The 10,478-nt window shown below is 50.6% G+C and carries 5 protein-coding genes; 4 read left to right on the forward strand and 1 reads right to left on the reverse strand.

Annotation, left to right across the window (positions count from 1 at the left end; all coding sequences use genetic code 11):
- Positions 1-630: 630 nt before the first annotated feature.
- Positions 631-1,329 carry a helix-turn-helix domain-containing protein gene (locus KM934_RS11565; RefSeq protein WP_215760758.1) on the forward strand — a complete coding sequence of 233 codons (699 nt, stop codon included), beginning with the start codon at positions 631-633 and terminating at the stop codon, positions 1,327-1,329.
- A gap of 115 nt (positions 1,330-1,444) precedes the next feature.
- Positions 1,445-3,490: a porin family protein gene (locus KM934_RS11570; RefSeq protein ID WP_215760759.1), complete on the forward strand. Its 2,046-nt coding sequence runs from the start codon at positions 1,445-1,447 to the stop codon at positions 3,488-3,490.
- 290 nt (positions 3,491-3,780) lie between these two features.
- Here KM934_RS11570 and ppdK read toward each other — a convergent pair whose 3' ends face one another.
- A complete protein-coding gene (gene ppdK / locus KM934_RS11575) occupies positions 3,781-6,501 on the reverse strand; it encodes a pyruvate, phosphate dikinase (RefSeq protein ID WP_215760760.1) in 2,721 nt (906 codons plus the stop codon).
- 312 nt (positions 6,502-6,813) lie between these two features.
- Here ppdK and rlmD point away from each other — a divergent pair, with 312 nt between their 5' ends.
- The gene (gene rlmD / locus KM934_RS11580) at positions 6,814-8,247 is read left to right on the forward strand and encodes a 23S rRNA (uracil(1939)-C(5))-methyltransferase RlmD (protein WP_215760761.1); all 1,434 of its coding nucleotides are present in this window, start codon (positions 6,814-6,816) and stop codon (positions 8,245-8,247) included.
- Between the two features lie 243 nt (positions 8,248-8,490).
- Positions 8,491-9,861 (forward strand): exopolysaccharide biosynthesis polyprenyl glycosylphosphotransferase, encoded by a 1,371-nt coding sequence (locus KM934_RS11585; protein ID WP_215760762.1) that lies wholly within the window; start codon positions 8,491-8,493, stop codon positions 9,859-9,861.
- Positions 9,862-10,478 lie beyond the last annotated feature (617 nt).

The following is a 10,478-nucleotide window of genomic DNA, read 5'->3' on the forward strand; positions in this document are numbered from 1 at the left end:
GCTCAAATTTCAAATTATAAGTTCATATTTTCAAAAAATGAGTTTTGACACACCCTCTTAAATGCGTGGATATGCGTCCCGAAGGGGCAAAAGCCCATATGGCCATTGGGTTTTACATGCGCCCCGAAGGGCATAAGCATATAACAGAAGGCTGTTGCCCTTACGCGTTGCTCTATCGCTACGATTCTTCCTTTTCCTCCCTGCCCTTCCAACCAACCCCCGCAGTTTTGTTACATTGTTACATGTTACAATAAGGTGGTTCCACATGTCGCGCAGCCGTCATTCGCCCTTACGGCGCGCGTTGCTCTATCGCCACGACTCTTCCTGCCATTCCTGCCATTCCTGCCATTCAATATTTCATCTATGCATTTAACGGAAGAACCTTTAGAGCACAACTACGCGGTGTGCAGGATTTACCTTTCTTTATGTTCAGAGCGTCTATGATCTTTGGATAACATGATTATATTGCCACGGACTTATGCAACTGTGCCGATAATACCGCATATTTTGCGACGTTTCCAAGAGAATGACGACTCTATGTATAAATTCTAAAAAAAAATTGTGGTTATAATAATAAAATGTACTTTTGTATCGTTATTAATGTAACACACGTATTACATTGGATAAATTATGAAGAACCTTCTATGCATAGTGTTCAGCTTTATTATGCTTTGTGCGTTGTGTACAAGCATTAACAGCTATCGCAGAACAGAATACATGATAGCCCAGGATGTGGATCAGGCATTGAAGCAAGTTCTTGTGAAAATGCCCGACAATGTGGTTACCACAGACACCATACGCTGTTACCGCAACTGTCTCACCATTGCCAAATTGAAAGATACGGCAGGTATTGCCATGCGTACCGTACGCAGAGGTGGATGTTGGGAGACCAAGATGGTGGCAGAGGCAAATTGCAGCTTTGCTACGACTTTCATGATGTCCGATCAAAAAACTTCGGGCTCTCTTTTCGTGTTTGGTGCATTGTGGTTGTTGGGGAGCTTGTGGTATGTAAGAAGGAATAAGCCAGAGCTGATAGTTCAAGGTTTGGCGTACGGAGGTATTGTGTTCCATGATGATAAATTTATGACCGTATCGGGTGAGGAGATTCGTCTTACTCCTATGCAACACTCCTTGCTTAAAATTTTCATAACGACAGATACCCATACGTTATCGAAACAGGAGATTTGTGACCGACTATGGCCTAAGAAACCTAATGCAAGCGATACGCTTTATACGCTAATTAGACGTATAAAACCTATCATAGAAACACATAGCACCCTGAAAATCGAATCGGATCGGGGAAAGAGTTATAGTCTGAAACTCAGATAGATAGGTTCGTTGTCAGTCGCTTGTCAGGGAAATGTCAGGGAAATGTCAGACTAAATAACAGGCTTTCTTGTAAAGAGGATGTAATTTTGCGCCATAAAACAAAAAATGGCGCAAAATGAAACGATTAGCTACAATTTCAATTATTCTAACTTCTGCATTCTGTACTTACGCTCAGAATGTGGACAAGACCGTCACGCTTGATGAAGTAACGGTAAAAGCCGCTAAGGTAGTGAACAAGCCTGACGGCATGCTCGTCTATCCTACCGACGCACAGAAGCAGGCTTCAAACAATGGCTACAGCATTCTTGAGAAACTCACACTTACCAATATTCGTATTGACAACATCAACCATACTATTACCGCTATTGATAACAGAGGTAGCGTTCAACTTCGGGTAAATGGTATTGTTGTAGGCAAACAGGAGATGTTGGCGCTTAATCCAAAAGATATTGCCAAGATTGACTTTATAAACAACCCCGGCGTTCGTTATGACGAAAGCATTGGCTATGTGATTGATATAGTTACACGCAGGAGCGAGAGCGGTTATACTATTGGCACGGACGTAACTTCGGCTCTTACCACCCTGCAAGGCGACGGCTCGGTGTATGGTAAATGGAACCGCGGAAAGAGTGAATGGTCGCTTTCGTATGACGTGAGTGGATATAAAAACAAAGGCGAAAAGAGCAAGCAGCTGTCCCAATATACCTTGACTGACGGCAGTATATACACTATTGAGCGAAATGATGTGGAGTCGCTTAGTAAAGCTATAGCGCATGATACAAAACTAACCTATAACTGGTCGGACTCCACAGCAACCGTATTCCAAACATCCTTGAGCGGAGCATTCAACAACACTCCTGACAACTATAACATTAAGGACATCACGGATGGTTCTCGACAATATCAGGCTACAAGCCGAGAACACAATAAGAGTCTTTCGCCTGTTTTGGATATTTATTTCTTTCGTCAGCTCACCCCACGCCAATCCATCACAGCCAATGCCGTAGGTACCTATATATCCACACAGACAGGCAGCTATTATGACGAGGGTACACCTTATCAATATGATGTGGATGGCAAGACAGCTTCTCTCCTTACTGAGGTGATTTATGAGAACAGACTCAAACCCTTTACCCTCTCAACAGGCTTGAACTATAGCTATAAACACACCAAGAACGCCTATCTTGGCGATGCTTCAGCTTTGACCAAGACCAACAACAACCGCCTATATGCCTTTGCCGAAATCAAGGGCATGCTCCAACCGTTGCGTTACACATTAGGTGCGGGTGCAAGTTATATCCATTACACCCAGAACGGGCACAGATATAATTTCTGGACTTTTCACCCAAAGGCATCTCTGACATATCAAATCAATAACAGCATGCAGTTGAGCTACACTTATCGGATGCAGGACGTAGTTTCCCGTATAGCCATGACGAGCGACGCAATGGTTCGCACAAACAGTATGGAATGGACTGTAGGCAATCCAGACTTGAAACCTTCGCACAATATGGAGCATCGATTGCAGTTTTCATATAACACCAATCGTCTGCAAACCTTTGTAGATGGTTATTACAAGCAATGTCTCAAACCGAACATGGCACATTATGAGCGGACTGACGACAATAAATTCATATACACTCAGATTAATCAAAAGGAAATTGATGCGCTGGACGCTATGGCGTACGCTGGCTATTGGCTCTTGCCCGAAAAATTTCAGATTGCAGCCTATGGAGGAGTGTACAGATGCTTTAATTACGGCAACGACTATACACATTGCTATACATCGTGGTATTATGTAGGTAGCATCACGGCTTATCTCGGCAAATTCACGTTGCAAGGATACATAGATAACGGCAACCGATTCTTGGAGGGAGAATATAAAGGCTACAATGGAGCCTATTCTGTACTGAAAGCTGCCTATTCATGGCGCGACTGGCAATTCTCGTTGTCGTGGGCTAACCCTTTCAAGAGCAACTACAAGTCGTATGAGAACGAGTTGCTCAACCGTAATCTGTATAAGCACACTATTGGTTATTCCAAGGATAGCGGTAATCTCGTTACGCTGAATGTATCTTGGCGACTAAGCCGTGGAAGCAAGCATAAGTCAGCAGAAAAGAAGATAAACCTGCGTGATACGGATAATGGCATTATAAAATAAAGCATTTTGTATATTCTTTAGTTTTAATCAAAGTGCTTCATTTTAACACATCGTTAAAACGATGCAAATGTATGTTGGTTTTCAGATAAACAACAATAGCCTATATCCAATTGGTACACGGAATAGCCAAGCACGTTTTTCGTAAGACACGTGCATAATTTGTTAAACAAATCGTACATTCTGCACGTTTTGGCATCAAAACTCGAAAAATGTCCAAATACAAAGAAACGAGGTAAGCCTTTGTTTATAAAAGACTTACCTCGTTATTATAGATTCATGCTTTTCGCTGTTTAATCCTCAATAGCAGCCTGCGCCGCGGCCAGACGTGCGATAGGCACGCGGAACGGAGAGCAAGAAGCGTAGTTCATGCCGATCTTGGCGCAGAACTTAACCGAGCTGGGCTCACCACCGTGCTCACCGCAGATACCGCAACGGAGTCCCGGACGAACGGAGCGGCCCTTCTCCACAGCCATCTCGATAAGCTGGCCAACACCATTCTGGTCAAGAACCTGGAACGGATCCACCTTCAGGATCTTGTTCTCCAGATATACCGGCAGGAAGCTGGCGATGTCGTCGCGGCTGTAACCGAAGGTCATCTGTGTGAGGTCGTTGGTACCGAATGAGAAGTACTCGGCCTCGGTGGCGATCTTGTCGGCGGTCAGGGCGGCGCGCGGAATCTCGATCATCGTACCGATCTCAAACTTGATCTCGGTGCCATACTCGGCGAACACCTCCTTGGCGGTCTTCTGGATAACCTCCTTCTGCTGCTTGAACTCGTAGAGGATACCGATGAGCGGAACCATGATCTCGGGCATAGGATTCTTGCCCTCCTTCTTAAGCTCGCAAGCGGCGGAGAGGATGGCGCGAGTCTGCATGGCCGTGATCTCGGGGAACGTGATGCCCAAACGGCAACCACGGTGACCGAGCATCGGGTTGTTCTCAGCCAATGAAGCCACACGGCGCTTGATGGTAGCCACATCGACGCCCATCTGCTTAGCCATCACTTCCTGGCCAGCCTGATCGTGGGGAACAAACTCGTGGAGAGGAGGATCAAGCAAGCGGATGTTCACGGGGCAGCCGTCCATGGCCTCAAGGATACCCTTGAAGTCGGCCTTCTGATAAGGCAGCAACTTGGCGAGCGCCTTCTCGCGACCCTCAACGGTGTCGGCGAGAATCATCTCGCGCATGGCGATGATCTTCTTGTCCTCGAAGAACATGTGCTCCGTACGTGTGAGACCGATACCCTTGGCGCCGAAAGCGCGAGCCACCTGTGCGTCGTGGGGAGTGTCGGCGTTGGTGCGAACCTGAAGCTTGGTGTACTTGTCGCATAGGTCCATCAGCTCCTTGAAGTCGCCGCTGAGCTCAGCGGCCTTGGTGGGAACCTGACCGGCGTAAACCTGGCCGGTGGTACCGTTCAGAGAGATGTAGTCGCCCTCCTTATATACCGTGCCGTCGATCTCGACAGTCTTGGTCTTATAGTCGACATTAATGCTGCCAGCACCCGACACGCAGCACTTGCCCATACCACGGGCCACCACGGCGGCGTGAGAGGTCATACCGCCACGTGCGGTGAGGATGCCCTCGGCCGAAGCCATACCAGCCAAGTCCTCAGGGCTTGTCTCGATACGAACCATGATAACCTTGTGGCCATCGGCGTGCCACTCCTGGGCGTCGTCGGCGTGGAACACGATCTGGCCGCAGGCGGCACCCGGAGAGGCGGGCAGACCCTGCGTAATGACCTTTGCCTGGAGCAAGGCCTTCTTGTCGAACACGGGATGGAGGAGCTCGTCGAGCTTCTGGGGCTCACAGCGCAACACGGCCGTCTTCTCGTCGATCATGCCCTCGTGGAGCAGATCCATGGCGATCTTTACCATGGCGGTACCCGTACGCTTACCGTTACGTGTCTGGAGGAACCAGAGCTTGCCCTCCTGCACGGTGAACTCCATGTCCTGCATGTCGTGGTAGTGGTGCTCGAGCTTGTCCTGCAACTCGTTGAGCTGCTTATAGATCTCGGGCATGGCCTCCTCCATCGAAGGATACTTGGCTACGCGCTCAGCCTCGTCGATGCCGGCGCGCTCAGCCCAACGCTGCGAACCGATCTTGGTGATCTGCTGCGGGGTGCGAATACCGGCCACCACGTCCTCGCCCTGTGCGTTGACGAGATACTCGCCATTGAAGAGGTTCTCGCCGTTACCGGCGTCGCGGCTGAAGCAAACACCCGTGGCCGATGTGTCGCCCATGTTACCAAACACCATGGCCATGACCGAAACGGCCGTACCCCACTCGTCGGGGATGCCCTCCATCTTACGATAGAGAATGGCGCGCTCGTTCATCCAGCTGCGGAACACGGCGCAGATAGCGCCCCAAAGCTGCTCCTTGGGATCGGTGGGGAAGTCGCTACCAGTTTGCTCCTTGATGGCCTTCTTGAAGCGCTCAACGAGTTTCTTAAGAGACTCCACAGAGAGGTCCTTGTCGAGCACAACGCCCTGCTCCTCCTTCACCTCCTCGATGATAGCCTCGAACGGATCGATGTCCTCCTTGTTCTCGGGCTTCATGCCGAGCACAACGTCGCCGTACATCTGAACGAAACGGCGATAGCTGTCATAAACGAAGTGGGGGTTGCCGGTCTTTGCCACCATGCCCTCGGCCACCTCGTCGTTCAAGCCAAGGTTAAGGATGGTGTCCATCATACCCGGCATAGAGGCGCGGGCACCCGAACGAACAGAAACCAACAGAGGGTTCTTCGGATCGCCAAACTTGCAGTTCATCAGCTCCTCCGTGTGAGCCACGGCTTTCGTCACCTCATCAGAAAGCAGCTCAACAATCTTTGCCTGGCCTACTTTATAATACTCATTGCAAGTGTCTGTGGTAATCGTAAAGCCAGGAGGCACTGGCACTCCGATAAGATTCATTTCTGCCAAGTTGGCACCCTTGCCACCCAGCAGGTTTCTCATGTCTGCACGACCTTCGGCCTTACCGTTACCGAAGAGATAGACTCTTTTTTCACTCATAGTTGATCTGGTAAAAACTTATAGTTGTAAATTATGTCTGACTTAAGTATATTGTTTCTATAGTGTTCCATTTCACGGCACGTTTTCTCGCCATGGCAAAGCTTAAGTAAACTTAGCCCTGCTCATCTGGCTTAACGAAAAGCTTGTTTTGTGCAAAGATAATGTTTTTTATCTTTTATTCAAAACATTCGGTCAAAAAAGTGCAATCCTGACATGACAAATATATTTGTTCGCGCCAACAAGCACATTTCTTCACATTATTTTAATTAAATTCCGATAAATTCATTACCTTTGCAGCAAAATCAAGTATGTATGAGCAGAAATCGTAAGCCCTTGCCCATGTTAGAAAGCGTAACCATCGAGGCGGTAGCCGCTGAGGGAAAATGCATTTTCCACCACGGCGAGCAAGTGGTGTTTGTTCCCTTTTGCGTTCCCGGCGATGTTGCCGACGTGCAAATCGTGAAGAAGAAACACCGCTACTGCGAGGGTCGCGTGGTGCGCCTCGTCACACCCAGCCCCGTAAGGGCCACGCCACGATGCGAGCATTTCGGCATCTGCGGCGGATGCAAATGGCAGAACCTGCCCTACGAGGAGCAGCTCAAGGCCAAGCAGCAGCAGGTGCACGACCAGCTGGAGCGCATCGGGAAGGTGGAGCTGCCCACGTTTCGCCCCATCCTCGGCTCCGTGAAGATATGGGAGTATCGCAACAAGCTGGAGTTTGGATGTTGCGACAAGCGATGGTTTACGCAGGAGGAGCTGCAAGACCCATCGCTCGACCTCGCCGCACAGGACAACTCGGCCATAGGCTTCCACATCACGGGAGCGTTCGACAAGATCTACCCCATCAGCAAGTGCTGGCTCATGGACGACCTGCACAACGCCATACGCAACGAGACCGAGCGCTACGCCAAGGAGATCGGCATGACGTTCTACGACGTTCGCGCGCAGCATGGACTGTTGCGCAACCTCATGCTCCGCACGTCGAACACGGGCGAGTGGATGCTGCTCATACAGTTCCACTACGACGAGGAGGGCGACGAGGAGAAGGCGAAGGCGCTGCTCAGCCACCTGGCCGACCGCTTCCCGCAGATCTCATCGCTCATCTACGTGGACAACCAGAAGGGCAACGACACCATCGGCGACCTCGACCTTACAACCTTCAAGGGCACCGACTTCATCTACGAGACGATGGAGGAGCTGCGCTTCAAGGTGGGACCGAAGAGCTTCTACCAAACCAACACCGAACAGGCTTACCACCTCTATAGCGTGGCGCGCGAGTTTGCGAACCTCACGGGCAACGAACTGGTGTACGACCTCTACACGGGCACGGGCACCATCGCCAACTTCGTGGCCCGGCAGGCACGCCACGTCATCGGCATCGAGTATGTGCCAGAGGCCATCGAGGACGCCAAGGAGAACAGCCGCATCAACGGCATCGGCAACACCGAGTTTTACGCGGGCGACATGAAGGACATCCTCACCGAGGACTTCATACAGCAACATGGCCGACCCGACGTGATCATCACCGACCCACCACGCGCCGGCATGCACAACGACGTGGTGGACGTCATCCTCAAGGCCGCGCCCAAGCGCATCGTCTACGTGAGCTGCAACCCCGCCACACAGGCGCGCGACCTGGCGCTATTGGACAACAGCTACCGCGTTGCCGCCGTGCAACCCGTCGACATGTTCCCCCACACGCCACACGTGGAGAACGTGGTGCTGCTTGAGGCGAGAAGCCAATAAGCCACACCATATTTATAATACACCCCTATTCTTTATACACCCCAACATATTTCCTTGAAAATGCGCAAGTCATTCTACATGCACACCAAGCCATTAGCCAACGCCCACAAACAGGCAAAGGGGATCGCCTGTCAGCCACGGCTCATGGCACAAGCAAGCCCTCCCTGCCGACCCTGACCGAATCGGCCCAAGGCAGCCACTTGCCATTTTCCAAAAGTCAAACTTTTTTAACCCCTATGCCAAATGAAATTTTTAATTGTCGCACTTGATTACTTTTTTGGTTTAGCGTTCCTTCTGCTATTCCTCCTCTTCACCCCATTAGCCGACGACTGGTCACCATTTACCGTTCGCTTCTTCTTCATATCGGGTTTCCTCGGCATGAGCTTAGCGCAGATGTGGTTCCCCGTAAACCTCGGCCGAACGGCCAACGACTCGGGACAACTATTTAGAAACGCTCTGGGCGTTTCCCTGGTGTTCATCGTGGGCACCTACATCACCATGCGCATACTTTATCATCCAGGAGTCGACACCGGACGGTGGCTATCCCTCATCGGCGTGGCTTTCCTCTTCTGCTTCCTGGTGTTCCGCTGGCTGGAGAAAAAGGCGCTCACCAGGCTTTGGGCAAGCGGCTACAAGGTGGTGAGGGTCATCGCCATAGGCAACGGCGACAACTTCAGCCGCATCATCCGCCACTTTGCCAAGAGCCCCGGACTGGGTTTCCGCATAGTGGGGTGCTACACCGACGACCCCTCCACGGAGTACGCCGAGACATTGGGTAGCGTGGCCGAGGGCATGGAGATCATACGCTCGAACAAAAGCTTCCCCGGCACCATCGACGCCCTGCTGTGCGGCTTCCCCACAAGCGAATCCAGATCGCTGAACGACTGCGCCTTTTATTGCAACAGCCGTGTCTTGCGCTACTACTACGCACCAAGCGACGACACCTTGGGCGTGCACCTCAAGCCCATGCTCATTGGCAACGACGAGGTGTTTACGCTCTTCCACCTGCCCCTCTCGATCCCTACCAACCAATTTATCAAGCGAGCATTCGACATCGTGTTCTCCGTCTGTGTGCTCATACCCCTGGGCTTGTTTATCCCCATCATAGCGCTCATCATCAAGCGCCAAAGCCCCGGCCCCATCTTCTTCAAGCAGGCAAGAACCGGTATGGACGGACGCACGTTCATGTGCTATAAGTTCCGCTCCATGCATGTCAACAAGGACGCCGACAAGGTGCAAGCCACCAAGGACGACCCACGCAAGTTCCCCTTCGGCAACTTCATGCGCAAGAGCAACATCGACGAGCTGCCGCAGTTCTGGAACGTGCTGAAGAACGACATGAGCATCGTGGGACCACGCCCACACATGCTGAAACACACGGAGATGTACAGCAAGCTGCTCGACAAATACATGGTGCGCCACTTCGTGAAACCGGGCATTACGGGCTGGGCCCAGGAATCGGGATTCAGAGGCGAGACCAAGGAGCTGTGGCAGATGGAAGGGCGCGTAAAGTGCGACATCTGGTACATCGAGCATTGGTCGTTCTGGCTCGACATCCGCATCATCCTGCTGACTGTCAAGTCGGTGTTTATCCACGACAAGCAGGCTTACTAAACCCCACCAACCGATCGCTTCGACCCATCTGTCGGAACATCGCCCTTGGGTTGGAACCACACGTTAAGGGGGTGTGTCAAAACTCATTTTTTGAAAATATGAACTTATAATTTGAAATTTGAGCATCCTAAAAGACTAAAGAAAGGGTCGTATCATTACTCAATACAGAGTTTGATACGACCCTTTTTAATATCATAGTTATAATCTGTAACTTTGAAGAGTAGTCATTTTAGTTTTGACACACCCTCTAAAATGGAAACAGAACCATAAAAACAGGTGACCTCGCATCATAGGCAAGGGCACCTGTTTTTTCTTTTCCTTCGTCAATGGGGAAGGAGCACACCGCATGCGAAAAATCCGTGCCATCTGCGCGATCTGTGGGAAAAATGGTTCTTCCGTTAAATGCGTGGATATGCGCCCCGAAGGGGTATAAACTCATAGCCCAGGGCATCACCCTACCCTTTATACACATCTTTGACAATTCTCAACATCTCACATTTGCAGAAGAAATTGTCAAGTCCTGTTTTGAAAGTTGTATATCCTGGACGTGATTGGCTGCTGAAGCCTGACCATGCTCCGAGTCTTGCAACAATCCATGCTATCCATGGCAGTGAGCC

The sequence above is a fragment of the Hallella faecis genome, assembly GCF_018789675.1.
Classification (GTDB): domain Bacteria; phylum Bacteroidota; class Bacteroidia; order Bacteroidales; family Bacteroidaceae; genus Prevotella; species Prevotella faecis.